The following is a 25,374-nucleotide window of genomic DNA, read 5'->3' as shown; positions in this document are numbered from 1 at the left end:
GGTTTTTTGTATTTTGTGAAATAACTATAAAGTTGATTTTATTTTTAAGGCAGGCAGCAAAATGAGAGGTTTTTGAAGCGTACTAGTTATATTTGATTGTTTTTGATTGTTTTTGACAAATAATGATTGAAAAATGAAAACGGAAACATTATAATGGTATTGAGATGAGGTGAAGCGATGATCACGGAAAAACGCCATGAATTAATATTGGCTGAATTGTCACAAAAAGACTTTTTAACACTACAAGAACTGATTGATCGAACAGGTAGTAGTGCTTCAACAGTTCGTCGCGATTTATCAAAATTGCAACAAATGGGGAAACTAAAAAGAATACATGGCGGCGCAACGCTTAATCAATCATCTTTATTAGAACCTAATTTAGCTGACAAAAGAAGTACTAATCTAAGAGAAAAACAAGAAATTGGGAGACTAGCAGCGAGCCAAATAGATGATGATGATTGTGTGTTTTTAGACGCGGGTTCCACAACTTTAGAAATGATTCCATATATTAATTCAAACGATATCATTGTAGTAACAAATGGTTTAACGCACGTAGAAGAATTATTAAAACGAGGTATTAGAACACTTATTCTTGGTGGAGAAGTTAAAGCCACAACATTTGCTACAGTAGGTGCGAGTGCATTGAATACGCTGAATCGTTATCGTTTTGATAAAGTGTTTCTTGGTATGAACGGAATTGATGTGAAATATGGTTTAACTACGCCAGATGAACAAGAAGCAATCATAAAGCATCATGCTATGGAATTAGGTACACAAGTTTATGTATTAGTAGACCATGCTAAATATGAAAAAGTATATTTCGCACATGTCCCTTTACTAGAGAATGTGGCATTAGTCACTTCTGAAAAAGCGATACAGGGCGCGAATTTTCAATATTATGCTGACAAATATAATTTTATTGGAGGAACATTATGATTTATACAGTAACTTTTAATCCTTCTATTGATTACATTATGTTTTCAAATGATTTTGAACTTAATGGGTTAAACAGAGCAACTGAAACAAATAAGTTTGCAGGTGGTAAGGGCATAAATGTTTCAAGGGTTTTAAAAACATTAGGTGTTCAATCTACAGCGTTAGGTTTTACTGGAGGGTTTCCAGGTCGATTTATAGAAGAGACATTAAAGCAAGCAGAAATTGACACAGATTTTGTACACATTGATGAAGATACGCGAATTAATGTCAAATTGAAAACAGGTAACGAAACAGAAATTAACGCGCCGGGACCCAATATAACTAAAGTACAATTTGAAGCGTTGTTAACACAAATCAGAGACACTTCAGAACATGATACAGTTATTGTTGCTGGTAGTATACCTAAAAGTGTACCTGCTAACGCATACGAACAAATTGCGGAAATCACACAAGATACTGGTGCCAAACTTGTTGTTGATGCTGAAAAAGAACTCGTTGAATCAGTATTGAAATATAACCCATTGTTTATCAAACCAAATAAAGATGAATTAGAAGTGATGTTCGATACGACCATCACCTCAGATAAAGAGGTAATGAATTACGGTCGTGAAATTCTGAAAATGGGTGCGACTTCAGTCATTATCTCTCTTGGTGGCGATGGAGCAGTATATGTAGACGAAAAACATAGTTATAAAGCGCTTGTACCAAATGGACAAGTAGTGAATACAGTCGGGGCTGGTGACAGTACTGTAGCAGGGATGGTTGCAGGGATAAATTCTGGTTTATCTATTAAAGAAGCATTTGAACTGGCCGTATCAGCTGGTACAGCAACAGCATTTAACGATGACTTAGCAACGAGAGAGGCTATTGAAAATATTAAATCACAAGTAATGATTACAACATTAGGTGGGAGTGAATAAGATGAGAATAACCGAGTTATTAACAAAAGATACAATTGCAATGGACCTTTCTTCAACAGAGAAAAGCGGTGTTATTGATGAGTTAGTGAATCAACTTGATAAAGCTAGTAAACTCAATAATGTAACAACTTTTAAAGAAGCGATTCATAACCGTGAATCGCAAAGTACTACAGGTATTGGTGAAGGCATCGCGATACCTCATGCAAAAGTAGCGGCAGTAGAGACACCAGCGATTGCATTCGGTAAATCAAAAGCAGGTGTTGATTATCAAAGTTTGGATATGCAACCCGCACATCTATTCTTTATGATTGCAGCGCCAGAAGGTGGGGCACAAACCCATTTAGATGCATTAGCTAAGCTATCAGGCATTTTAATGGATGAAAAAGTGCGCGAAGATTTACTTCATGCAAACTCCCCACAAGAAGTGCTTCAAATTATAGATGCAGCAGATGATGAAGCAACTGAAGAAGAGGAAGCAGAAGCACAAGCAGCTGCGACACCATCAGAAACGGATTCTGATGAACCATATATCTTAGCTGTTACAGCATGTCCAACAGGTATCGCACATACTTACATGGCTCGTGACGCTTTGAAAAAACAAGCTGAAAAAATGAACGTAAAAATAAAAGTTGAAACGAACGGTTCAGGTGGCATTAAAAATCACATTACAGATGAAGATATTCATCGCGCAACTGGTGTCATTGTTGCAGCAGATGTAAATGTGGAAACAAATCGTTTTGATGGTAAAAACGTCGTGGAAGTGCCAGTTGCAGATGGTATTAAACGCCCTGAAGAACTTATCAACATAGCGCAAGATACTTCTCGTAAACCATTTGTAGCCAAGGGTAATCATAAAGGTACGCAACAATCTGAGAGTAATGAAAAACAAGGTTTTGGTAAAACAATTTATAAACACTTAATGAATGGTGTTTCCAATATGTTACCACTTGTTATTGCCGGTGGTATTTTAATGGCAATCGCATTTTTATTTGGACCAAACTCGTACGATCCAAATAGTTCTGAGTATAATGCGTTTGCTGAACAATTATGGAACATTGGTAATAAGAGTGCCTTTGCGTTAATTATCCCAATTCTTGCTGGTTATATAGCGCGTAGTATTGCAGATAAACCAGGTTTTGCAGCTGGTTTAGTTGGTGGTATGTTAGCAATTTCAGGTGATGCAGGTTTTATTGGGGGTATTCTTGCAGGTTTCTTAGCAGGTTATTTAACACAAGGTATTAAGAAACTTGTCAGTGGTTTACCTCAATCATTAGAAGGATTGAAACCAACATTGATTTTCCCAGTGTTATCAGTAACTATCACAGGTTTAGTAATGATTTATGTATTAAATCCTCCAGCATCGTGGTTGAATAATTTATTACTTAATGGTTTAGAAGGTTTATCAGGAACGAATATTATGCTCTTAGGATTAGTCATTGGTGCAATGATGGCTATCGATATGGGTGGACCATTTAATAAAGCAGCATATGTATTTGCGACAGCAGCGTTAACAGAAGGAAATGCTGCACCAATTACAGCAGCAATGATTGGTGGTATGGTACCTCCAATCGCAATTGCAACAGCGATGTTGATTTTCCGCAAAAAATTCACTAAAGAACAAAAAGGGTCTATCGCACCAAACTACGTAATGGGGCTATCATTCATTACAGAAGGTGCAATTCCATTTGCGGCGGCTGACCCACTGAGAGTCATTCCATCAATGATGGTAGGTTCAGGGGTTGCAGGTGCAATCGCATTAGGATTAGGTTCTTCAATTCAAGCACCACATGGCGGTATCTTTGTTATAGTAGGTACTGATTTCAGTCACGTGATTCAATCACTTATTGCGATTGTTATAGGCTCGATCATCGGTGCAATCATTTATGGTTTATTGAAACCAAAAGTGACAGAAGTGGAAATACAAAGTTCTGAAATTAAGGAAGACTAATTCATAAAGCTTTAAAAATGAATGAACTTAGAAAAACCAGTAGAAGCTCACAATTCAATGAGTATTTCTGCTGGTTTTTATTTATATGCAAGACTGGAATGGAAAAACTTTTGAATATAATAAAAGACTTAAGTTTGGTAAAATGAAAAACGAAGTGTTGAAATAGGCACATAGCGTAAAACAACGAAAAGAAGGTAGAGAAAATGGCTGAATATGTGATTGGAAATGGGAGAATTTATACTGAAGAAGAAATAATAGAACGAGGATATATTATTGTTAAGGACGATAAAATTACTGGCGTAGGCAAAGGTGATTATGAAGGTGCGTTAACAACTTATGATGTTCAGGGTCAGCATGTTTTGCCAGGTTTTATAGATATTCATATGCACGGTGGTTATGGAGAAGATGCAATGGATGCTTCATATAATGGGTTGAAACATCTAGCAGAATCTCTTTTATCTGAAGGAACGACAAGTTTCTTAGCCACAACAATGACACAGTCTGATGAGAATATTACAAAAGCATTAGAGAATATCATTAAATATCAGAAACAACAAGATGCCCTAAAAGCAGCTGACATCGTAGGCATACATTTGGAAGGACCATTTATTTCTGAACATAAAGTAGGAGCGCAAAACCCAGCCTATGTTCAAAGACCATCTATAGAAAAAGTAAAACAATTTCAAAAAAAAGCGAATAACCAAATTAAAGTGATTACATTTGCACCTGAGGTTGAAGGTGCTCACGAAACATTAGAAGCGTTACATGATGAAATACGTTTCTCTATTGGACATACGGTTGCAACTTTTGATGAAACAAATGAAGCGGTAGCACGCGGCGCTAAACATGTGACACATTTATATAATGCTGGCACACCATTCGAGCATAGAGAACCAGGTGTTTTTGGTGCGGCATGGACGAATGATGGCTTAAGTACTGAACTTATCGTGGATGGTATTCATTCACACCCTACAGCGATTCAAATTGCTTATAAACAAAAAGGGAACACACGCTTTTTCTTAATTACTGATGCAATGAGAGCAAAAGGTATGCCAGATGGTGAATACGATTTAGGTGGCCAAAACGTTATAGTAAAAGGTTCTGAAGCTCGATTAGCATCGGGTGCTTTGGCGGGCAGCATACTGAAAATGAATGAAGGGCTGAAAAATTTAATGCAATACACGGGTGATTCACTAGATAATTTATGGCGTGTAACAAGTTTAAATCAAGCAATTGCATTAAACATCGACGAGCAAAAAGGAAGTTTAAAGGTCGGAAAAGACGCAGACATCGTTATTGTAAATGATGATATTAAAGTTCAAACTACTATAAAAGCAGGCGGAATCCACAAATTTTCTTAATAATAGTATGAAATTTAAAAGTCTTTAAAACGTATTATGTTAAGTGTAAATTGAATCAAAAAGTTGACGTAACTTAAAATTTGCGTTTAAATGTTAAGTTAGAGAAATAAAATTTCATACGTACAAATTACATGACAACCTAACATTGTGATAAAATAGAAGAAATGCGTATTTTTCGGGAGGTGTCACCAATGGGAAGGATTTAGTATATAACATGAAAATGCAACATAGCAATAAATCTTATGTACGGTCACCTATTGTGACACGAAATTTGGAGGTGAATCCCTAGAAATAGGGAACTAATTGGAAACTGTGACCATAATAAATTTAGTATTATTTGTTTTTTTAATAGCATTAACAACGGTATTCGTAGGATCGGAATTTTCATTAGTGAAAGTCCGTGCGACAAAAATTGAACAACTTGTAGCAGAAGGCAATGGTAATGCACGTATAGTGAAAAAAATGATTAAAAACTTGGACTACTACTTATCAGCATGTCAACTAGGTATTACGGTGACATCTTTAGGATTAGGTTGGTTAGGTGAACCGACCTTCAGTAAATTATTGCATCCATTATTTGAAGCAGTTAATTTACCTGAAGCGTTAACAACGACAGTGTCATTTATTGTCGCATTTGTCATTGTGACATACCTACACGTAGTACTCGGTGAATTAGCGCCAAAAACTTTGGCTATTCAACATACTGTGAAAGTAGCATTGATATATGCTAGGCCATTGTATTATTTCGGCGCTATTATGAAGCCATTGATATGGCTAATGAATGGTTCTTCAAGAATGATTATACGTATGTTCGGTGTAGATCCTGATGCGAATAACGATGCAATGTCAGAAGAAGAAATAAAAATTATAATAAACAATAGCTATAACGGTGGAGAAATAAACCAAACAGAATTGGCTTATATGCAAAATATCTTCTCATTCGATGAGAGACAAGCCAAAGATATCATGGTGCCACGTACACAAATGACTACATTGAACGAACCGTTTAATGTCAATGAACTGTTAGATACGATTAAAGAACATCAATTCACACGTTACCCGATTACAGAAGATGGGGACAAAGACCATGTGAAAGGTTTTCTTAATGTAAAAGAGTTTTTAACAGAATATGCTTCAGGTAAACCTATTAAGGTAGGTAATTACGTGCATGATTTACCAATGATTTCTGAAACGACACGTATAAGTGATGCGTTAGTACGTATGCAACGTGAACATGTTCATATCAGTTTAATTATTGATGAATATGGTGGCACAGCAGGTATCTTGACGATGGAAGATATCTTAGAAGAAATTGTTGGGGAAATTCGTGATGAATTTGATGATGATGAAGTTAACGATGTTGTAAAAGTTACAGACAGCAGATATCAAATCAGTGGTCGTGTATTATTAGACGATTTAAATGATGAACTCGGAATTGAATTTGCTGATTCTGAAGACATTGATACAATCGGTGGTTGGTTGCAAGCACATAATACAAACTTACAACAAAACGATTATGTCGATACCGAATATGATCGTTGGATTATGTCAGAAGTCGACAACCATCAAATCATTACTGTTTTATTAGAAGTTGAATACAATGCAACACGTCCAACACCTGAAAAAAATGAAGACGATGAAGATAACGATTAATCATTGTCTCTATACATTTAAAGCTATCGATAAAGTCTCTGACTGTGTCGATAGCTTTTTTGTGCACGCTTGTCGTGGACGCAGCCTAATCACTGCTTTTATATTCACATAATAGTGATGGTGTTTATATTGAAATAAATATGCGTGATACATGTATTACGTATTGCTATAATGATTAGAGTGTAACGATATGTCTTTAAATATGCATAGTTTTTTACTACATATGAATTAAATTGAAAAGATGTATCCATTAAATAAGTTTAACTCAGTTGAAAGGGGATTAAATCATGTTAGAAGACGTGTATTATTTAAATAATGGTTACCCAATGCCGAGAGTGGGTCTTGGCGTATACAAAATTGCAGATGAAGAAATGGAACCGGCAGTAACAGCTGCTTTAGACGTGGGGTACCGTGCATTTGATACTGCTTATTTTTATAAAAATGAAATAGCACTAGGTAATGCATTAAAACAATCTGAAATACCTCGTGAAGATTTATTTCTCACATCAAAAATATGGAATGATTATCAAGGTTATGACAGTACAATAGAGTTTTTCACAAAATCGATTGAAAACTTAGGGACAGATTATTTAGATTTATTTTTAATACATTGGCCATGTGAAGCGGATGGTTTATTTGTTGTAACATATAAAGCAATGGAAAAATTATATGAAGAAGGCAAAGTTCGAGCAATAGGTGTCTGTAACTTCAATGCCCATCATTTAGAAAAATTAATGTCGCAAACTGATATCGTGCCTGCTGTGAATCAAATAGAGGTGCATCCATACTTCAATCAACATGAACTGCAAACCTTTTGTGATAAACATGATATCGCTGTGACAGCGTGGATGCCATTGATGAGAAATAGAGGTTTATTAGAACAAGAATTGATTACAGATATGGCAAGTCGTTATGGTAAAACACCAGCACAAATTGTATTGCGTTGGCATTTGTCACATGATCGTTTAATTATTCCAAAATCAAAAACGCCAGAACGTATTAAAGAAAACTATGATATTTTAGACTTTAATTTAGAATTGACAGACATTGCTGATATAGATCGCTTGAATTATGATGACCGTCAAGGAAATGATCCAGATAAAGTACGTATAGGTAGTTTGAAATAGTAATTTGATAAAACGATTTGAGACATAAACATCTTATTTTCAAATAGAGAGCACCAATCTATTAGTTTTTCTGATGGATTGGTGCTTTCTATTAAGCATAGGCCCTTTAAAAAATCGATGCATATATATGTAGAAAAATCATGAAGCTTTCAAACAGTTTTAGTAGCGATGATAAAGGCTATTGTTTCCAAATTCATCAAATAGTTGATAGACTAAATTTACAAATTATAACTTTTAATAATTTTAATACTGAACAATATTAGTAATCACGTTTAAAAGTCGAAATATTATTTTGTTTTGTAACGCTTAAATCATTTTGTTTCGTCTTTTAAGGTGTGCCTAACGTAGATTTATATATTTTTTTGAAATATAAGTTGCCTAAGTTAAGTTTCGATAATGAATATTAAGGCTATATAAAGAATATGTAAATCTAATTGGTTAGGATGGCATTATAGTGATGAAAATTGATAGAGTGAAATTGAAGTAATTGAAATGAAGGTGTTTAATATGCAAATAAGAGTTATAGTACCCTGTTATAATGAAGGTGAAGTAGTATTAAAGACTTATCAACGTTTGACTGAAATATTATCAAAAGATTGTCAACATCATCAATATGACTATGATTTACTATTTGTAGATGATGGTAGTAAAGATCAAACAATAAAATTTATTCAAGACGTAGCGACTAAAGATAACCATGTGAAATTTATTTCGTTTAGTCGTAATTTTGGAAAAGAATCTGCGATGATTGCAGGTTTCCAAAATAGTAAAGCGTGTGACGCAGCAATTATGATAGATGCGGATCTGCAACATCCGCCTGAATTAATCCCCCAAATGATTGCTGGGTATATGGACGGCTATGATCAAGTTGTTGCGAAGCGTGACAGAAAGAACGAAAAACCAGCTAGAAAATTCATGACAAAATTGTATTACAAAATGATTAACCATTTTGTAGAAGATATTAAATTGGAAGATGGCGTCGGCGATTTTAGATTGCTGAGCCAACGTGCTGTCCATTCATTGACTGAATTAGATGAATACAACCGATTTTCAAAAGGGCTGTATGAATGGATTGGGTATAACACCAAAGTATTTACTTATGAAAACGTAGAAAGGGAAGACGGAGAATCTAAATGGTCATTCGGCAAATTATTAAATTATGGTATCGATGGATTGATATCCTTTAATAACAAACCCTTACGTGCAATGATTTATCTTGGTTTTATTGTGTTCTTTATTAGTCTGTTGTATATCGGTTTTAGCTTTGCTGGAATTGTGTTTAATGGCATTGAAACACCAGGTTATTTCTCAACTATTGCTGCGATATTACTACTAGGTGGTATACAAATGATTTCAATTGGAATCGTTGGAGAATATATTGGCCGCATTTATTATGAGGTTAAACAACGCCCAAAATATATAGTACAGGCATCGAATTTAAATTGCTCGAATCATAGAGCAGGACGTAGTTTTGAAGAAGATATGAATGAGCGTTTCAAACAAGATAACCAAAATTATGAAAGTAAGATAAAAGAAAACGAAGAAGAGAAAAAACTTGTTAAAAACAGATAATAATTATAAAAGTTCGGCTGTTTTAGAGTGTCGACAAAGTCTCCGACTTTGTTGGCATTTTTTGTGCACGCTTTCCGGGGACTCACTCTCAGACCTTAGTCTTCGGCTAGTACTTTATTAACTAGTCAGGAGTTGGCCCAAATCAATGCCATTATTAAAACAAAAATAATATAATAAATCAATCGTCATTATTGATTGAACTTATAAAATGACAAAGGCATATAATTAATGAATATATAGCTGAACTAACAAAAAGTTTACTTCCATTTTCAATAAGAATTAGATAACGTTTTGACATGAAAAAGCACCCCTAAAAGTTAGATTTTTAAGTCCAACTTTTGGGGTGTACATCACATTTGGTTTGTTCAGTTGATTTGAATTATTACATTAGTACTTTTACTCTTTGTTTTTACTTTTTACGTAATTTACCGAAAATAAATGAAACAATTGCTACTAGAATAATTGTCCCAATAAGTGCTGGGAATATCGCAATGCCACCTAAATGCCAACCCCAATCACCAAGTAACCAAGAGCCTAGCGCTGAACCTACAATACCAGCGATAATATTGCCTAAAATACCACCTGGTATATCTTTACCTACGATAGCACCAGCTATCCAACCGATTAAACCACCGACTATTAACATAAGTATAAAGCCCATATTGATTTGCCTCCTTTATTATTCGTTCGACTTCTAATCTATACCACGAAATATAAAATCTTAATCATTTATGTGAAGAAAATATATTCTGCCATAATAAGAACAATATAAATAATAAATGAATAATCACAAAAGCATACCAATAAGGCGTTAATAGCGTCATGATTGTCGAAGATACAATAATTAATATTTGGCCCACAAAAATAGGGCGTCGAATACGATTCATAAATTTAAGTTGTTCTTTTTCCTTTGGTTGAAATGTGCTATAAAAAAGCATGATAGCGCCAATGATAAAAATGGCTGGAGCTAAATAAGGAATGGACATATAAAATGAATCATGACTTGTACTATAAGTAAGTATTAATGACGTGCTCATTATAATAGTAAGAACGACCGCAATGAATTTTTGGTTTGTTATAACGTATACAGTTACTTTTCTATTTAAATACAATTGTAATATGGTCCAAATGATGAGTTGCGCACTTGTATAAAATGCGATGTAATCATATTCACCGACGATAAATAAATTGATGAGACCATTTACAGTTAAAGCAATGAGTATAGAGCTAAACCTAAGTTGTTTGAAATTCTGACGATATAAATCAATTCCAAGAATGATTAATACCGCAGCTATATTTATAATTATATTTATTAGCATGTTGCTCTCCTAACCTAGATACTTCACTGCAACATTATACCAATTAATATTACGTTAATCATTTAATAACAATTAATTATTTAAATTTACATAAAAATACTAGGTCAAATTGAAATAAATATTTTTTCCTTTAATATATCAGCAGTGATAATTATCCTAACGCTTTAAAATCACTAAAAAATAGCGCCGCGTTATACGGATAAGAAGCATTATACAACGTATCGCATGAAATACTCAATTTAAACACCTTTTTTATTACTCCAAAGTAAAGTATGCAGCTGTGGTAAGACATAAACATTATTCATATCACTGCTTGCCATAACACGGTCGACAAGTGTTTCATATAATGATAATAACTTTTCGGTATGTGATTCGACGTGATCACCATCTAGGTATGGGTTGCCTACTTGTAAATAAAAAGGAACGGTGGGGTATCTGTGGTGTATCATTTTAGCAAAATCATAATCTTGATCATCAAATACTACAACTTTTAAATTTAAAGAAGCAGGTATACAATTTTCGATAACTTCATCTAATATTGGTAGATTAGGTTTCATTTTTGAACTTGGGGGTTTCGGACTAATAGTTAAGTCATCGATTTGTGTCATCCAAGCTTGGAATTTACTACCCTGTGTTTCTAATGCACTCTTAATGTTTTTAGTTTCAAAAAGATCGACTAAATCTTGAATGCCTTTAATCAGGGCAGGGTTACCTCCAGAAATTGTTACGTGATTAAATGATTCGCCAGCAATTTCATATAGTGAAGCGTATATTTCTTCAGCGGTCATCATGCGTATATCTTCCTTAGCACTGCCGTCCCATGTAAAGCTTGAATCACACCAGCTACAACGATAATCGCAACCAGCTGTGCGAACAAACATTGTTTTTCGTCCAATAACACGGCCTTCTCCCTGAATTGTTGGACCGAAAATTTCTAAAACAGGAATTTTACTCATATTTGGACTCCTTTGGTCTATAGACAACATAACTCGTTGGTGTTTCTCTAACATAGACTTGTAGACATTTAGGCTGGTTGTCTCGTTCATTTAATGAAGCTTGCACCATTTCATAAACGGTCTGCGCAACGATTTCTGTTGATGGACTTTTGCCTTTGAATTGAGGTAAATCATTGAGTAAATGGTGATCAAATTGGTCATGAACTAATTTTTTTAAGTCACTAAAATTCACTAAAAAACCATTATGATCTAATGTATCGCCACCAATTGTTAGATTTACAAAGTAAGTGTGACCATGCGTACGCATACATTTCCCAGCATCTTCACTAGGAATATAATGCGCTGCAGAAAAGTTAAAGTCTTTATTAAGCTCAAAACTGTAAGGATGTTGAACGCTAGGATAATGTTGTTGAAACATCTTATTCAGCTCCTTTTTCTTTTAGATAAGCATCTAAACCTCGTGTTCTTAATTCACAAGCAGGGCATTCTCCGCAACCTTCACCGATAATGCCATTGTAACAAGTGAGTGTGTTGTATCTGATATAGTCTAATACACCGAGTCCATCACTTAGTGCCCAAGTTTCTTTTTTATCTAACCACATTAATGGTGTGTGTATAACGAAATCTTTATCCATAGATAGTGATAAAGTAACATTCATTGATTTAATAAAACTATCTCTACAGTCAGGATATCCAGAAAAATCAGTTTCACATACGCCAGTTATAATATGTTTCGCATTTGTTTGATAGGCGAGTGCACCCGCAAATGATAAGAATAAAAGATTTCTGGCAGGTACAAACGTATTTGGTACGCCATCTTCGCCAACTTCAATATTCATATCATGCTGTGTTAATGCATTTGGTGTAAGTTGAGAAAGTAAAGACATGTCTAATATGTGATGTTTTAAATTTTGTGTTTCGGCAATTTGCTTAGCTACTTCAATTTCTGTATCGTGTCTTTGTCCATATTCAAATGTTACTAATTCGACATCATCGTAATGTTGTTTTGCCCAGAATAGGCAGGTTGTGCTATCTTGACCACCACTGAAAACGACGATGGCTTTATTGCTGTTTAAAGATTGTTGCGTCATATATCTTGCACTCCTTAATAATGTCATACTAGCTTTTACTCATATTTGCTATGACACCATAAAAAAACGCCTATCCTTATAAAAAAGATAGACGTTGTTTATGTGTCTAGTTTTTTATAGAGGGTGTCAGCTAGGAACCTCTTTATATTCATTTATACGGTGATAAGAATAATACATTTAAACTGTAAAATCAAGTTGAGATTTGTGATAATGAGTATAATAGGTAGTGAAAGATACATAAAGGGGTGATGAAATGATACTAATCATTGATAATAAAGATTCATTTACATACAATGTTGTAGACTATATTAAGCAAAGTTATAGTGGAGCAGTTAATGTGGTAGATGTTGAAGTGATTTCTATTGAGGAGATTACTCGAATTTCTCCAGATGCTATAGTTATTTCACCGGGACCAGGATCACCTGATGATTATCCTATACTAAATGAAGTAATAAATTTTTTTTTAGAAGACATTCCAATTCTAGGTGTATGTCTAGGGTTTCAACAAATAGTGACCTTTTTTGGTGGAGACATTATTAAAGGTTATAAACCGATTCATGGTCACACAACGCAAATCCAACATGATGGTAGTGGTATTTTTAAAGGTCTAGCCGGTACATTTTATGTTATGCGCTATCATTCTTTGATTGCTGATACTAAGACATTTCCCAAAAAATTAAAAATTACAGCCACGAATCAAGAAGGTATCATTATGGCTTGTGCACATAAAACGTTACCTATTTATGGTGTACAGTATCATCCTGAATCTATTCTCAGTGAACATGGCATTGAACAAATAAAACTATTTATAGAAATTGTGGAGGGGTCTCATGCAAATACAATTTAATTATCGCTATTTATTAGATGAATCAGAATATGAAACCCACCAATACCAGTTTACGCAGTGTAAAGATAAATTAATCGCATATCATTTAGATGAAGTAGTCAGTGTTATTCACTTTGCAGAATTACATCAACGAGAAGGTTGTTATGTAGCATTGTATTTACCCTATGAAGCAGCACCTTTTTTTAATGAACAAATGGTTACAGTTCAAACTAGTAATGAATATGTTTTTGCAGCTGCTTATGTTTTTGACGAAAAAGAGGATATGGCTTTAACCGAAAAAAAGAAACAATACATACCAAAATGTAATTTTAAATTTCAATTAAATAATTCTCAATTGATCACTCATATTAAAGCAGTTCAATCTGCAATTATTGAAGGTAATACATATCAAGTGAATTATACGACACGTTTGACTGATGATATTCATTATCCGATTGCTACATTATATGAAGTGCTACAGCGTCAAAATCATGGTTTTTATTCTGCTTTAATAGACACAGAGGAAGTGCAGTTAGCTTCTCTCTCGCCAGAATTATTTTTTCAACGAGGTCCGTTTAAAAATCGGGACGATGTGTTATTAAGTAAACCGATGAAAGGTACTATAGCTAGAGGACATTCTGAAACGCAAGACCAACAAAATTTACATACGTTAATGTATTCATCTAAAGATAAAGCGGAAAACGTCATGATCGTGGACTTGTTACGAAATGATATTAGTCGGATTGCTCAGACGGGTTCTGTAAAAGTCTATAAACCATTTAATATCGAACGCTACAGTACTGTGTTTCAGATGACGTCGATGGTGACAGGAATTCTACATCAAGAGATTAAACTCATGCATATTTTAAAAGCATTATTTCCATGCGGTTCTATTACAGGAGCACCAAAAATCAATACCATGAAATATATTGCAATGTTAGAACAAACACCGAGAAATGGTTATTGTGGCACAGTTGCATTACTGTTGCCAGATGGTAAGTCCATTTTTAATGTACCTATTCGAACAATTCAATACATGGACAACCAAGCCATTTACGGTGTGGGAGCCGGTATTACTATAGATTCTAATCCTGAAGATGAAGTACAAGAATTTAAGGATAAAACAAAAATATTGGAGAGATTATAATGCAGTTATTTGAAACAATGCGCTTGGAAAAGGGGAAATTTCCTCGCTTACCTTATCACACAAAAAGAATAAAACAGTCTGCTGAACGACTTAATTTTAAATTTGATGAAGCGAATTGGAATCAATTAATTGAAATGTTAATTAATGAACATCCAACAGGTGCTTATCGTATAAAAATATTATTAGACCAAGATGGATTACTAGATTATGTAGTTGCAGCATTATCAGATAAAAATAAATTTACGGCAAAATTATTACTTTTACCTGATAATATAAATAAACCTGAATTAATAAATAAAACCACTGTTAGAAAACATTTATCGCATAATCATCAGACTGATCTTGTGTTGTTATATGATTCAAATGAAAAATTATTAGAATTTGATATTGGAAATCTCATGATAAAAGAAGATGGACGCTATTATACACCAATATATAATCAAGATTTCTTGCGTGGTTGCATGAGACAATCACTTATAGATGATGGAAAATTATCACAAAAAAATTACGATTTAAACGATTTTAAAGATAAAGTATTGAGAAATCAGATACAGGTTTTTCTTATAAATAGTTTGCGAGAGGTTGCCGAGGTTGAAATTTATCTATAGAATATAGAAAGTATAAACATTGGGTTTACCATGAATTTAGAGGTGGTAATCATTATAGAAAACTGACAATGTGAAAATATATGAGTTGTGACAAATTAACCTTTGATTTGCATAAGCATGATAAGACGTATCATGGTATTAAAGCCATTGATACGTAATCATTCCCAATAGACTATATACAAGGGTGCACTTAAATAATTACGTAATAAATTATAAACAGCGAGTGAGGCATAACGATGATATTGGTTTGGATACTGACAATGATATTAATAACCTTGCTTTCAAAATGGTATGTAGACCGTTTGCTGAAGAAACAACAGATTTATATTGCAAGATTCGTAATTACAATCTCTTGCATGATTCAATTTGTAGTAGTCTATTTTCTAGTGAAAGCACTAGTGGGTTATTTGGTACAAGGATTAAATGTGTTTTATCGTTAGTAAGAATATAAGGGGTGAGCCTATGAAAATATATAGCCAGGGAGACCAAGCAATTGTAGTTTCTATTGAAAAAGAAGTCTCTAAGGATTTAACAGAAGATTTATTAGCATTAAAAACGTATTTATTAGAAAAAAACTATCCTTTTATTACTGAAATTGTACCTACTGAATCAGATATGATGATCTGTTATGATGCCCGAGATATGATCAAACACTACAATATTAAATCACCATTTTTATATATGAATGCATTAATGCAAACCGTGCAACTAGAGATTAAGCATGAAGAAGAATTGATTGAACCAATGGAAATTCCGGTTGTTTATGGTGGAGAATTTGGGCCTGATTTAGCGGATTTATTAACGCATTACAAATTAGATTTTGATAAATTTGTGAAGTTACATACGAAACATACGTATTTTGTGTCAATGATGGGTTTTACACCTGGTTTTCCTTATCTTACCGGTATGGATAAGCGCTTATTTGTTAATCACACAGGTGGCAAAAAAACGTTTATTCCAGCAGGTTCTGTCATTATAGAAGGGAAAAAGACAGGTATTACTACAATAGATACCTATGGCGATTGGTTAGTCATTGGCTACACGCCCATTCGCTTATTTGACCGAGAACGAACTGATTTTACTAAGCTAAAATTAGGCGATAATGTTAAATTTAATGCAATAACAGAAGAAACGCTGGATTTAGGAGGCTTCGAACCATGTCAATCATAATAGAAGGTGAAGGATTATTTTCAAGTTTCCAAGATTTTGGTCGTAAAGGCTACGAGCATAATGGTGTTATTCCTGGAGGCGTACTAGATCCGTTATCTCATGAAATAGCGAACAGACTTGTTGCAAATGATAAACGTGAAGCTACGATAGAGATGACTAATAGAATGGCAAGCATTCGCTTTACTGAATCGACATTGATTGCATTAAGTGGTGGTAGTTTTAAAGCTAAAACAGAGCATATGAAAGTATTACCAAATAAATTATACTTAATGGAAAAAGGTGACGTGCTTGTATTTACAGAGACGAATCGCACTTCTAGAGTATATTTAGCAATCGGTGGAGGTTTGGAATTAGATGAGTGGTTAGGTTCAACCTCAACTGACTTTAAAGTGAAAATCGGCGGTTTTCATGGACGTAAATTGAAAAAAGGCGACGAAATTAATATGAAACGTGACTATACTGAACGCCATCTTAAATTGTTTGAAAATCTAGAAGAAAAACATCAAACAGATTGGGGCATTGATGGTTACGCACTTTCTTTTAATTACATGTCTGATGTTTTTCATGTCATTAAAAATAAAGGGACAGAAGACTTTGCACAAGAAGCACTAAGCCATTTCACCCTTGGGGAATATAAAGTCACGAGTAAAGCGAATAGAGTCGGGATGTATGTAGAAGGACAACCCGTGAAGGCTTTTTATGAAGATATGCCAGCACATCAATCTGTACAAATAGGCACGATACAAGTTAAAAGAGATGGCACGCCGATTATTTTACTCAATGACCACTACACAATAGGTAGTTACCCACAAATTGGGACAATCGCGAGTTATCATTTAACTAAGTTAGGTCAAAAGCATCAAGGTACAAAATTAAAATTCCAATTTATAGATATTGAAACTGCAGAAAAGAATTTAATTAAATATACGAATTGGTTAAACCAATTATTTCATGGTATTGAATATAGAATGCAATTAGAGATGTTGAAATAAAAAATAGAAGGTCTATGTATATTACTAATTAAGGATAATATAATGGTTACTGATAAGCTGTAACGCCTCAAGTTGATTTTATGGGGGTTACAGCTTCTTTACATCGCGCGTCCAGGTATATAACTTTTAAGATTTTTTCAGAAAAATTTATAAAATGTCATTATCATTTCGTAAAATATTAAAATAAAAATTTATTTTATATACGACTCTAGTCCGATTAATATAAAATCCAAGCAGAGTATAATTAAAAAGCATATTATTTCTTAATGATATATTCATAGCTCGTTAACAAGCCTTTAACAAAACGATGCAAAACATTAAATTACGTTTGAAAGTGTGTTTTTACTTGAAATTTGACCAGAATTGCTTTATATTTATACATTGAACTATATGCTTTTTGTTACGGAAAGATTACAAAATGATAAAAATTGTGAAGATGACGTTAAACGACAAACGAAAATGTTAACGCAATTTACACTATATAGACAAATGAAACGTTTCTAATTAGAATATATAAAACTTAAAATTTTAAAACTATAACTTTAGTTCACAATTGAAGAAGTTAATAAAATTCTAGTGTATAGAAATTCAACTTACATACACAGCTGTTTAGGATTTTAAAGAACTTAACCTAAAGAAGATAACTTTTGCCAATAACGACCTTTGCTTAGTTAGGGGTACTAACATCGCTAACAACATATGATCACAATAACTTTGCCAATTTTTTACTAGGTATGGATTATTTTCCAACCTATATTAATTTATATCGGGGGAACAAACATGAGTCTACACAAAAAGAAATTAACTCTTTTTGCGTTTTTTATACTGACCGTGCTCACTGTCGCATTTAAAACGTATTTTTCATATTATGTTGATTTTTCTTTAGGTGTTAAAGGGTTAGTACAAAACCTAATCCTATTAATGAATCCATACAGTTTAATCGCTTTAGTATTAAGTATTTTCTTATTCTTTAAAGGGAAGAAAGCATTCTGGTTCATCTTTATTGGTGGCTTTATTTTAACTTTCCTATTATACGCGAACGTTGTTTATTTCAGATTCTTCTCTGATTTCATAACGTTTAGTACATTGAATCAAGTTGGAAATGTTGAATCAATGGGCGGTGCAGTGACAGCTTCGTTCAAATGGTATGACTTTGTATACTTTATTGATACAATCATTTATCTTTTTGTCTTGATATTTAAACAAAAATGGTTAGATAAACGTGTATTCAGTAAAAAGTTTGTGCCAGTAGTTATGGCAGCTGCAATTGCTTTATTCTTCCTGAATCTAGCTTTTGCTGAATCAGACCGTCCTGAATTATTAACACGTACATTTGATCACAAATATTTAGTTAAATATTTAGGACCATATAATTTCACTGTCTACGATGGTGTGAAAACAATTCAAAATAATCAACAAAAAGCTTTAGCAAATGAAGATGATTTAACTAAAGTGTTAAATTATACGAAGCAAAAACGAGTTGAACCGAATCAAGAATATTTCGGCGCAGGTAAAAAGAAAAATGTTATAAAAATACACTTAGAAAGTTTCCAAACTTTCTTAATTGATAAAAAAGTAAATGGTGAAGAAGTAACACCGTTCTTAAACAAATTATCATCGGGGAACGCAGGTTATAGATATTATCCAAACTTCTTCCATCAAACGGGTCAAGGTAAAACATCAGACTCTGAGTTTACGATGGATAATAGTTTATACGGCTTACCACAAGGTTCAGCCTTTTCGTTGAAAGGTGATAACACTTACCAAGCATTACCAGCAATTCTTGATCAAAAACAAGGTTATACATCTAATGTAATGCATGGTGACTACAAAACATTCTGGAACCGTGACCAAGTGTATAGACACTTTGGTATAGATAAATTCTATGATGCGACCTATTATGATATGTCTGAAGAAAATCTTGAAAACCTAGGTCTTAAAGATAAAGAGTTCTTTAAAGAATCAGCAGATTACTTAGCTAAAGAAAAAGAACCATTCTATAGTCATTTAATTACATTAACAAATCATTATCCATTTACTGTATCACCAGAGGATGCAACAATAGAATCGCCAAACACTGGAGATTCAACGGTAGATGGCTATGTTCAAACAGCTAGATATCTAGATGAATCATTAGAAGAATTTGTTAATGAATTGAAGAAAAAAGGTATTTATGAAGATTCCGTTATAATGATTTACGGTGACCACTATGGTATTTCTGAAAACCATAATAAAGCTATGGAAAAATTATTAGGTGAAGAAATTACTCCAGCTAAATTTACTGACTTAAACCGTACAGGTTTCTGGTTGAAAATACCAGGTAAAGAAGGAGCAGTAGATGAAACCTACGCTGGTCAAGCAGACGTTATGCCTACACTCCTTCATTTAATGGGTATTGATACGAAGAATTACCTAATGATGGGTACAGATATGTTATCGAAAGAACATAACGACACAGTGCCGTTCAGAAATGGTGACTTTATAACGAAAGATTATAAATATGTTAATGGCAGAATTTATGATAATAAAACGAATGAACCAGTAACAGAAGAACCGAAAGATTTCGATAAACGTAAACAACAGGCTGAAAAAGATCTACAAATGAGCGATGACCTTATTAACGGTGACTTATTGAGATTCTATGACAACCCAGATTTCGAAAAAGTGAAACCTTCTGAATACGAATATAAGCCAGGTTCAAAAGCAAAAGAGCAAAAAGAATAGTTAAATAAAAGAGCCAATATACCTAATTTAGGTGTGTTGGCTCTTTTTAAAATTCACTTTAATTTAATCCACATCGATATGTATAAAAAAATTGGATTACATAAAAAAATAGACACAAAAATAGCTATGAGACTCTTTGAGCGTCCATAGCTATTTTTAGTTATTAGGTTTATGTCTAAACAACCGTTTTTAATATGAAATTTACGTCCTTATCCAAGCGCGACATCAAGTATCATCATGATTGTGAACCCTAACATTAGGCTTAATGTTGCAAGGTCCGTATTATTACTTGCCTGAGAATCTGGTATAAGTTCTTCTACTACAACGAATATCATTGCACCTGCAGCAAATGCTAAAGCATATGGCAACATAGGCGTAATCATTATTACCGCAGCAGCGCCGACTACAGCAAATATAGGCTCAACGATGGCTGAAGCTTGTCCATAATTAAAGGCTTTCCATCTTGATGCACCTGCAGCGCGTATTGGCATTGACAGTGCTGCACCTTCTGGAATATTTTGTATCCCAATACCGATAGCTAATCCAACAGCGCCTAAAAACGTTGCTTGACCATTACCAGAAACAATACCACCAAAGGCTACACCTATAGAAAGACCCTCGGGAATATTGTGCAACGTAATTGCCAATACAAGTAATGTATTTTTGTTGAGCTTTTTAGTACCTACACCTTCATGAAATTGATTAGTGTCTTTGGTATTTGGATGTATATGAGGGATCACTAAATCTAATCCACGAATAAATAATCCACCTAGTAAAAAACCAATAGCGGCTGGTAGCCATGGGAGTGCTGTGCCTTCACCATAAGCAATGGCTGGCTGTAATAATGACCAAAAGCTTGCGGCAATCATAATACCTGCAGCAAAGCCTTGCATTGAGTTCAGTAACTTATCGTTAACTCTTTTGAAAATAAATACCGATGCTGCTCCTAATGCAGTAAGTAGCCATGTAATAAGGCCAGCTATTAATGCTTGGATGTAAGGAGGTAAGTTTTGGAAAAATTCCGACATAAGCTTCTCTCCTTTGTATCATTTGAGTTCAAAAAGGTGTATAATATATAGAACTGAAATTAAGTTTAACAGATATAATTATTATTTTCGATATTTAAAAATTTCGATATTAAAAAGGATGTAGAATGATGGAAGCTTACAAAATTGAACATTTATATAAGTCATATGCTGATAAGACTATTTTCGATGATTTGCATCTCTCTATTTCTGAAGGAGAAAAAATAGGACTAGTTGGTATAAATGGGACTGGCAAGAGTACTTTGTTAAAAGTAATGGCAGGACTAGACGAAGATTACGATGCGGAAATATCGCATCCGAACGCATATCGCATCCGTTATTCTTCTCAAAAACAAGATTTCGATCGAAACATGTCTGTTTTTGAAGCAGTATTGACCTCAGAAACTAAAACACTTCAAGTAATACGTGCATATGAGTCTGCACTAAATCAATATAGTACGACCCAAAGTGAGTCAAATCTACAAAAAATGATGCAAGCACAAGATGCTATGGATGCGAACCAAGCATGGGACTATAGCGCAGAAATCAAAACGATACTTTCTAAATTAGGTATTCATGATACGACAAAAGAAGTAAGTGAACTTTCAGGTGGTCAACAAAAAAGAGTAGGTCTTGCGAAGACACTTATTGAACAACCTGATTTATTACTTCTTGATGAACCTACCAACCACTTAGATTTCGAATCTATCAATTGGTTGATTAATTATGTGAAACAATATCCACACACAGTGTTATTTGTAACGCATGATCGCTATTTCTTAAATGAAGTATCCTCACGAATTATCGAATTAGACCGCGGAAAATTACGCACTTATTCTGGTAATTATGAAGCTTATATTGCACAACGTGCGGAAAATGAAATTATCGAACAAAAGCAACAATCGAAACAACAATCATTATATAAAAAAGAACTTGCTTGGATGCGTGCTGGCGTAAAAGCACGAACTACAAAACAACAAGCACGTAAAAATAGATTTAGCGATTTAGAACAAGACGTCAAAAACCAACATCAACAAGATAAAGCATCTTTAAATCTTGCTTATTCAAGATTGGGTAAACAAGTTTTTGAATTTGATGCTCTGACTAAGCGCATAAATGGTAATACACTATTCGAAGATATCACTCAAATTATTCAAAGTGGTCAACAGATTGGTATTGTCGGCCCTAATGGTGCTGGTAAAACAACATTGTTAAATATATTGAGCGGGGAAGATCAAACTTTCGAAGGTAAGCTAAAAATTGGGCAAACTGTAAAAGTTGCTTACTTTAAACAAAGCGAGGAACGATTAGATCGTGATGTAAGAATGATTGATTATTTAAGAGAAGAAAGTGAAGTAGCTAAAGAAAAAGATGGTACTTCAGTTTCAATTACACAACTACTTGAACGCTTCTTATTTCCGAGTTCCACACATGGTAAAAAAATATATAAATTATCAGGTGGCGAACAAAAAAGACTATATCTGTTGAGATTATTAGTTCATCAACCGAATGTCTTGTTGTTAGATGAGCCAACAAATGACTTAGATACTGAAACGTTAACAATACTTGAAGATTATATTGAAACATTTGGCGGCGCGGTAATCACAGTAAGTCATGATAGATACTTCTTAAATAAAGTAGCCCAAGAATATTGGTATATTCACGACGGGAAAATGGAACGTATCATAGGAACGTTTGAAGATTATGAAGCATATAAAAAAGAACAAGATAAAGCCCAAGCACAACAAAAGCAACAGAAACAACAAACGAACGTAAAACAAAATACGAACAAGAAAAAAGGACTATCTTTTAAAGAAAAGCAAGAATATGAAACGATTATCGAACGTATTGAAACTACTGAACAAAGATTAGAAACCATCGATGAAGAAATGATTGCAGCAAGTTCAGATTATGCTAAAATCAAAGAATTAAATGAAGAACAACGACGTCTTAATCAGACGTACGAAGATGATATGGCAAGATGGAGTGAACTAGAAGAACTAAAAGAACAATGAGGGATTGTTAACATGGAATCAACATTATCGCATTATTTTGGCTACGATACATTTCGTCCGGGTCAAAAAGAAATCATAACAAAAGTAATGAATCATCAAAATGCGCTAGGTGTATTACCTACTGGCGGGGGAAAATCAATTTGTTATCAAGTGCCGGGATTAATGTTGGGCGGTACGACAATCGTCATCAGTCCATTAATTTCGCTAATGAAAGACCAAGTTGATCAATTAAAGGCCATGGGTGTACGTGCAGCGTACTTAAATAGTAGTTTAACTCAGAAACAACAAAAAGAAATAGAGTCACAACTTAGAAAAGGTGAAATTCAATTTCTATATGTGGCGCCTGAACGTTTCGACAATGCTTATTTTGTTCAAATGGTGCAACAATTAAATATACCGTTAGTTGCTTTTGATGAAGCACACTGTATTTCTAAATGGGGGCACGATTTTAGACCAAGTTATCGAGATGTGATTCATAAGGTATTTGCATTACCACAAGATTTTACAATTGTAGCGCTTACTGCAACTGCAACAATTGAAGTTCAAAAAGACATTATGGACCGCTTGAATATTAATAAAAATGATGAGGTTAAAACAAGTACAAAACGTCGAAATTTAGTCTTTCAAGTCAATCCTACATATCAACGACAAAAATTTGTGTTGGAATATGTTAAAAAATATCAAAAAGAATCCGGCATTATTTATTGTTCAACACGAAAACAAGTTGAGGAATTACAAGAAGCGTTAGCCATTAATGATATTAAGAGTACAACTTATCATGGTGGTCTATCGAACAAAGAGCGTGAAGCCGCACAAAATGACTTTGTTTATGATCGCGTACGTGTAGTTGTAGCTACGAATGCTTTTGGTATGGGTATCGATAAATCCAATGTGAGATTTGTTATTCATTATAATATGCCTGGTGATTTAGAATCATACTACCAGGAAGCAGGTCGTGCAGGTCGTGATGGCTTAAATAGTGATTGTATTTTATTATTTAGTGAACGTGATATCGGTTTACATCAGTATTTTATATCTTCATCGAAAGCAGATGATGATTATAAAGATAAGATGGGCGAGAAATTAAATAAAATGATACTTTATACAAAAACAAAAAAATGCTTAGAAGCAACGCTCGTCCATTATTTTGAGCCGAATGAAAAGCTTGAAGAATGTGAACAGTGTAGTAATTGTGTAAGAGAAAATAAAACGTACGATATGACTAATGAAGCAAAAATGATTGTGAGTTGTATTGCACGTATGAAACAGAAAGAAAGCTATAGCGTCATTATACAAGTATTAAGAGGCGAAGAATCTGATTATATTCGCTATTGTGATTATAATGACTTGTCGACACATGGCATTATGAAAAACTATACTACATCAGATTTAAGTCATCTGATTGATGAATTGAGGTTTAAAGGTTTTTTAAACGAGTATGATGAAATATTAACTTGTGATAACTCCGTGAAAAGTTTATTGAGTGGTCAAGTCTCTATATTTACGACAGCATTTAAACGCAAAACTACAGAAAAAGTTAATATTAACACCGTTGAAGGTGTGGATCGTGCATTATTTGATGAACTTATAGCTGTGCGTAAACAGCTTAGTGAGGACTTGAGCATTCCACCAGTAAGTATATTCTCTGATTTTACACTAGAAGAATTTGCTAAAAGAAAGCCAGAATCAAAACAAGATATGATTTTAATTGATGGTGTAGGGAGTTATAAACTAAAACATTACTGTCCAATGTTTTTAGAAACTATTCAATCATATAAAGCAAAGATATAATGACTTAGTTATTGTATTTACGCATAGCTTGCTGCTTTTAATAACTATAATTGCGAAGTTAATTTTTAAATTTTAATATACTATGTAATAAAAAGATCATAGGTATATTTTTGATTTGAGTTAACTTCGCTTTTTTAATGAAGTAAAACAAAACTTTTGAAAATCACTTGATAAATACATGGATTATATGAAA

Annotated in this window: 22 protein-coding genes; 16 read left to right on the top strand and 6 right to left on the bottom strand. The window is 33.7% G+C overall.

The window, feature by feature from the left end; translation table 11 throughout:
* Positions 1 to 177: 177 nt before the first annotated feature.
* From M4L39_RS04890 to M4L39_RS04860, 7 genes are all read left to right on the top strand, one after another.
* On the top strand, positions 178 to 936 hold the full coding sequence (locus M4L39_RS04890; RefSeq protein ID WP_277581031.1) for a DeoR/GlpR family DNA-binding transcription regulator: 759 nt from the start codon (positions 178 to 180) through the stop codon (positions 934 to 936).
* Complete coding sequence (pfkB, locus tag M4L39_RS04885) at positions 933 to 1,856, top strand: 1-phosphofructokinase (RefSeq protein WP_277581030.1); 924 nt, start codon at positions 933 to 935, stop codon at positions 1,854 to 1,856. Before M4L39_RS04890 ends, pfkB begins: the two co-directional genes overlap by 4 nt.
* Before the next feature lies 1 nt (position 1,857).
* Positions 1,858 to 3,804: a PTS fructose transporter subunit IIABC gene (locus M4L39_RS04880; RefSeq protein ID WP_277581029.1), complete on the top strand. Its 1,947-nt coding sequence runs from the start codon at positions 1,858 to 1,860 to the stop codon at positions 3,802 to 3,804.
* A gap of 203 nt (positions 3,805 to 4,007) precedes the next feature.
* Complete coding sequence (gene nagA / locus M4L39_RS04875; protein WP_277581028.1) at positions 4,008 to 5,165, top strand: N-acetylglucosamine-6-phosphate deacetylase; 1,158 nt, start codon at positions 4,008 to 4,010, stop codon at positions 5,163 to 5,165.
* A 303-nt stretch (positions 5,166 to 5,468) separates the two neighbouring features.
* Positions 5,469 to 6,818 (top strand): hemolysin family protein, encoded by a 1,350-nt coding sequence (locus M4L39_RS04870; protein ID WP_277581027.1) that lies wholly within the window; start codon positions 5,469 to 5,471, stop codon positions 6,816 to 6,818.
* Positions 6,819 to 7,105: 287 nt separating this feature from the next.
* Complete coding sequence (locus tag M4L39_RS04865) at positions 7,106 to 7,945, top strand: aldo/keto reductase (protein ID WP_277581026.1); 840 nt, start codon at positions 7,106 to 7,108, stop codon at positions 7,943 to 7,945.
* Positions 7,946 to 8,452: 507 nt separating this feature from the next.
* The gene (locus M4L39_RS04860; RefSeq protein WP_277581025.1) at positions 8,453 to 9,517 is read left to right on the top strand and encodes a glycosyltransferase family 2 protein; all 1,065 of its coding nucleotides are present in this window, start codon (positions 8,453 to 8,455) and stop codon (positions 9,515 to 9,517) included.
* Positions 9,518 to 9,926: 409 nt separating this feature from the next.
* Here M4L39_RS04860 and M4L39_RS04855 read toward each other — a convergent pair whose 3' ends face one another.
* The 5 genes from M4L39_RS04855 to queC all read right to left on the bottom strand — a co-directional run bounded on the left by M4L39_RS04855 (position 9,927) and on the right by queC (position 12,883).
* Positions 9,927 to 10,178: a GlsB/YeaQ/YmgE family stress response membrane protein gene (locus M4L39_RS04855; RefSeq protein ID WP_069833301.1), complete on the bottom strand. Its 252-nt coding sequence runs from the start codon at positions 10,176 to 10,178 to the stop codon at positions 9,927 to 9,929.
* Between the two features lie 64 nt (positions 10,179 to 10,242).
* Entirely contained in the window at positions 10,243 to 10,836 is a 594-nt protein-coding gene (locus M4L39_RS04850; protein ID WP_277581024.1) for a hypothetical protein, read from the bottom strand.
* 239 nt (positions 10,837 to 11,075) lie between these two features.
* Positions 11,076 to 11,792, bottom strand: coding sequence for a 7-carboxy-7-deazaguanine synthase QueE (gene queE / locus M4L39_RS04845; protein ID WP_277581023.1), 717 nt, complete (start codon positions 11,790 to 11,792; stop codon positions 11,076 to 11,078).
* Positions 11,785 to 12,210, bottom strand: a complete 426-nt coding sequence (gene queD, locus M4L39_RS04840; RefSeq protein WP_277581022.1) for a 6-carboxytetrahydropterin synthase QueD — start codon at positions 12,208 to 12,210, stop codon at positions 11,785 to 11,787. The genes queE and queD overlap by 8 nt, the downstream gene beginning before the upstream one ends.
* A gap of 1 nt (position 12,211) precedes the next feature.
* Positions 12,212 to 12,883: a 7-cyano-7-deazaguanine synthase QueC gene (queC, locus tag M4L39_RS04835; RefSeq protein WP_277581021.1), complete on the bottom strand. Its 672-nt coding sequence runs from the start codon at positions 12,881 to 12,883 to the stop codon at positions 12,212 to 12,214.
* A gap of 253 nt (positions 12,884 to 13,136) precedes the next feature.
* Here queC and M4L39_RS04830 point away from each other — a divergent pair, with 253 nt between their 5' ends.
* The 7 genes from M4L39_RS04830 (at position 13,137) to ltaS (ending at position 20,350) form a co-directional block, all read left to right on the top strand.
* Entirely contained in the window at positions 13,137 to 13,730 is a 594-nt protein-coding gene (locus M4L39_RS04830) for an anthranilate synthase component II (protein ID WP_277581020.1), read from the top strand.
* Positions 13,714 to 14,856 carry a chorismate-binding protein gene (locus M4L39_RS04825; protein ID WP_277581019.1) on the top strand — a complete coding sequence of 381 codons (1,143 nt, stop codon included), beginning with the start codon at positions 13,714 to 13,716 and terminating at the stop codon, positions 14,854 to 14,856. Before M4L39_RS04830 ends, M4L39_RS04825 begins: the two co-directional genes overlap by 17 nt.
* Positions 14,856 to 15,464 (top strand): aminotransferase class IV, encoded by a 609-nt coding sequence (locus M4L39_RS04820; protein ID WP_277581018.1) that lies wholly within the window; start codon positions 14,856 to 14,858, stop codon positions 15,462 to 15,464. The genes M4L39_RS04825 and M4L39_RS04820 overlap by 1 nt, the downstream gene beginning before the upstream one ends.
* Before the next feature lie 236 nt (positions 15,465 to 15,700).
* A complete protein-coding gene (locus M4L39_RS04815) occupies positions 15,701 to 15,904 on the top strand; it encodes a hypothetical protein (RefSeq protein WP_277581017.1) in 204 nt (67 codons plus the stop codon).
* 22 nt (positions 15,905 to 15,926) lie between these two features.
* Positions 15,927 to 16,634 (top strand): 5-oxoprolinase subunit PxpB, encoded by a 708-nt coding sequence (gene pxpB / locus M4L39_RS04810; RefSeq protein ID WP_277581016.1) that lies wholly within the window; start codon positions 15,927 to 15,929, stop codon positions 16,632 to 16,634.
* On the top strand, positions 16,622 to 17,626 hold the full coding sequence (locus M4L39_RS04805) for a biotin-dependent carboxyltransferase family protein (protein ID WP_277581015.1): 1,005 nt from the start codon (positions 16,622 to 16,624) through the stop codon (positions 17,624 to 17,626). The genes pxpB and M4L39_RS04805 overlap by 13 nt, the downstream gene beginning before the upstream one ends.
* Before the next feature lie 780 nt (positions 17,627 to 18,406).
* Positions 18,407 to 20,350 (top strand): polyglycerol-phosphate lipoteichoic acid synthase LtaS, encoded by a 1,944-nt coding sequence (gene ltaS / locus M4L39_RS04800; protein WP_277581014.1) that lies wholly within the window; start codon positions 18,407 to 18,409, stop codon positions 20,348 to 20,350.
* Positions 20,351 to 20,559: 209 nt separating this feature from the next.
* Here the strand turns inward: ltaS and M4L39_RS04795 are convergent, their stop codons facing one another.
* The gene (locus M4L39_RS04795) at positions 20,560 to 21,378 is read right to left on the bottom strand and encodes a ZIP family metal transporter (protein ID WP_277581013.1); all 819 of its coding nucleotides are present in this window, start codon (positions 21,376 to 21,378) and stop codon (positions 20,560 to 20,562) included.
* Positions 21,379 to 21,506: 128 nt separating this feature from the next.
* Here M4L39_RS04795 and M4L39_RS04790 point away from each other — a divergent pair, with 128 nt between their 5' ends.
* Positions 21,507 to 23,390, top strand: coding sequence for an ABC-F family ATP-binding cassette domain-containing protein (locus M4L39_RS04790; RefSeq protein WP_277581012.1), 1,884 nt, complete (start codon positions 21,507 to 21,509; stop codon positions 23,388 to 23,390).
* Between the two features lie 12 nt (positions 23,391 to 23,402).
* The gene (gene recQ / locus M4L39_RS04785; RefSeq protein WP_277581011.1) at positions 23,403 to 25,181 is read left to right on the top strand and encodes a DNA helicase RecQ; all 1,779 of its coding nucleotides are present in this window, start codon (positions 23,403 to 23,405) and stop codon (positions 25,179 to 25,181) included.
* Positions 25,182 to 25,374: the final 193 nt, after the last annotated feature.

The sequence above is a fragment of the Staphylococcus equorum genome (assembly GCF_029531845.1).
Classification (GTDB): Bacteria; Bacillota; Bacilli; order Staphylococcales; family Staphylococcaceae; genus Staphylococcus; species Staphylococcus equorum_C.
The sequence above is the reverse complement of the archived record's forward strand: the minus strand, read 5'-3'. Positions and strand labels throughout refer to the sequence as shown.

What these genes read in the sequence shown, in the direction of transcription:
- M4L39_RS04880 (WP_277581029.1), top strand. Translation starts at nt 1,858, where the DNA reads ATGAGAATAACCGAGTTATTAACAAAAGATACAATTGCAATGGACCTT.
- M4L39_RS04805 (WP_277581015.1), top strand. Translation starts at nt 16,622, where the DNA reads ATGTCAATCATAATAGAAGGTGAAGGATTATTTTCAAGTTTCCAAGAT.
- M4L39_RS04825 (WP_277581019.1), top strand. Translation starts at nt 13,714, where the DNA reads ATGCAAATACAATTTAATTATCGCTATTTATTAGATGAATCAGAATAT.
- queC (WP_277581021.1), bottom strand. Translation starts at nt 12,883, where the DNA reads ATGACGCAACAATCTTTAAACAGCAATAAAGCCATCGTCGTTTTCAGT.
- M4L39_RS04850 (WP_277581024.1), bottom strand. Translation starts at nt 10,836, where the DNA reads ATGCTAATAAATATAATTATAAATATAGCTGCGGTATTAATCATTCTT.
- pfkB (WP_277581030.1), top strand. Translation starts at nt 933, where the DNA reads ATGATTTATACAGTAACTTTTAATCCTTCTATTGATTACATTATGTTT.
- nagA (WP_277581028.1), top strand. Translation starts at nt 4,008, where the DNA reads ATGGCTGAATATGTGATTGGAAATGGGAGAATTTATACTGAAGAAGAA.
- ltaS (WP_277581014.1), top strand. Translation starts at nt 18,407, where the DNA reads ATGAGTCTACACAAAAAGAAATTAACTCTTTTTGCGTTTTTTATACTG.
- queE (WP_277581023.1), bottom strand. Translation starts at nt 11,792, where the DNA reads ATGAGTAAAATTCCTGTTTTAGAAATTTTCGGTCCAACAATTCAGGGA.
- pxpB (WP_277581016.1), top strand. Translation starts at nt 15,927, where the DNA reads ATGAAAATATATAGCCAGGGAGACCAAGCAATTGTAGTTTCTATTGAA.
- M4L39_RS04795 (WP_277581013.1), bottom strand. Translation starts at nt 21,378, where the DNA reads ATGTCGGAATTTTTCCAAAACTTACCTCCTTACATCCAAGCATTAATA.
- M4L39_RS04815 (WP_277581017.1), top strand. Translation starts at nt 15,701, where the DNA reads ATGATATTGGTTTGGATACTGACAATGATATTAATAACCTTGCTTTCA.
- M4L39_RS04830 (WP_277581020.1), top strand. Translation starts at nt 13,137, where the DNA reads ATGATACTAATCATTGATAATAAAGATTCATTTACATACAATGTTGTA.
- M4L39_RS04855 (WP_069833301.1), bottom strand. Translation starts at nt 10,178, where the DNA reads ATGGGCTTTATACTTATGTTAATAGTCGGTGGTTTAATCGGTTGGATA.
- M4L39_RS04865 (WP_277581026.1), top strand. Translation starts at nt 7,106, where the DNA reads ATGTTAGAAGACGTGTATTATTTAAATAATGGTTACCCAATGCCGAGA.
- M4L39_RS04790 (WP_277581012.1), top strand. Translation starts at nt 21,507, where the DNA reads ATGGAAGCTTACAAAATTGAACATTTATATAAGTCATATGCTGATAAG.
- recQ (WP_277581011.1), top strand. Translation starts at nt 23,403, where the DNA reads ATGGAATCAACATTATCGCATTATTTTGGCTACGATACATTTCGTCCG.
- M4L39_RS04820 (WP_277581018.1), top strand. Translation starts at nt 14,856, where the DNA reads ATGCAGTTATTTGAAACAATGCGCTTGGAAAAGGGGAAATTTCCTCGC.
- queD (WP_277581022.1), bottom strand. Translation starts at nt 12,210, where the DNA reads ATGTTTCAACAACATTATCCTAGCGTTCAACATCCTTACAGTTTTGAG.
- M4L39_RS04890 (WP_277581031.1), top strand. Translation starts at nt 178, where the DNA reads ATGATCACGGAAAAACGCCATGAATTAATATTGGCTGAATTGTCACAA.
- M4L39_RS04860 (WP_277581025.1), top strand. Translation starts at nt 8,453, where the DNA reads ATGCAAATAAGAGTTATAGTACCCTGTTATAATGAAGGTGAAGTAGTA.